General features: G+C 57.7%; 1 protein-coding gene. It reads right to left on the minus strand.

Annotation, left to right across the window (positions count from 1 at the left end):
- Positions 1-848: carbohydrate binding family 9 domain-containing protein (locus RMO15_RS27660; protein WP_309720537.1), on the minus strand; the 848-nt coding region annotated here is incomplete at its 3' end.
- Positions 849-1,027 lie beyond the last annotated feature (179 nt).

Raw genomic sequence — 1,027 nt, forward strand, 5'->3', positions numbered from 1 at the left:
TCTGGATTGACCGCGAGAAGCCCCGTAACCGTGGTGCTAAAAGGGTACTTGACATCTACACCTTGTCGGGCCCGTGCGCCGCTTGTCGAGGCTGTGGCGAGGCTGTAGGGTAGGATCACCGTGGGGGGGCGCTGGTCGGGCATAGGCTGCGCGAGCCGTAGCTCGGGCAGGAACTGTGCGCGCGAGTAATATGACTGGCCTTCGGGGGGAAGAGCGGGCCAGATCATCTGGTTGCCCTCCCGGTTGAGCGAGCGAGCAAGCTGAAGCCCAAACGCCTTTGATTTGGCTGGGTGACGCAGGAGCTGAAAGGGGATCGCAATCTCGCAGGTCCAGCCCTTGCCCTCGGGGAGAGGTTTTGTCGCGGCCTTCCAGTCACCCGACCAAGTAATATTACTGGCAGTGCCACCTTCGAGACGTTCGACTTGTGTTCCTAGTGCGTTCACCGAGAAACTGGAGACCCCACGGCGCAGGTTCTGGCTATCAATGACGATGCTCACATGGTCATCGCCCTCGACGGCAGAGCTTCCCCGCTGGGTCTCGCTGGCACGCATCAGCTCCGGGTGCTCATCCTGGCAGATAAAGGCGATATAGAGGGTCGCTCCATCGGTGGTAGCCCAAGCCTCAGTCTGCTCGACAATAGGAGCGTTGCCCGTAAAACGCACAAACTCTCCGGCCTTGAAGGCGCTCTTCCAGCAGGCATCGGAGAGATCGCCATCTATCTTGGGGGCTGTTTTTGTGGTGGGAAGCGCGAAGCTCTCCCGCTGTGCGGAGCCTGATGCCCCTGCGGAACCACTCATGAGAAAGGCGACGAGTGCACAACCCGTCGCCTGGAGACTTTTGCTATCCATGCTGGGATACTTTACGCGTTTCTCCGACTTGAGTTCCCAAAAATTACTTTGTGATCATCCGTGTGCTAAATCCTGGGTCGGGCGCTTTGTCAAAGATCGCTTTCTGGGCTGGCGTGAGAAGATTACGCTGCTCGTCACGCTTTTTTTTCTGGGTTGCTTGAATTTCTCCGATAATTTTC

The organism is Armatimonas sp. (genome assembly GCF_031410135.1).
Taxonomy (GTDB): Bacteria; Armatimonadota; Armatimonadia; order Armatimonadales; family Armatimonadaceae; genus Armatimonas.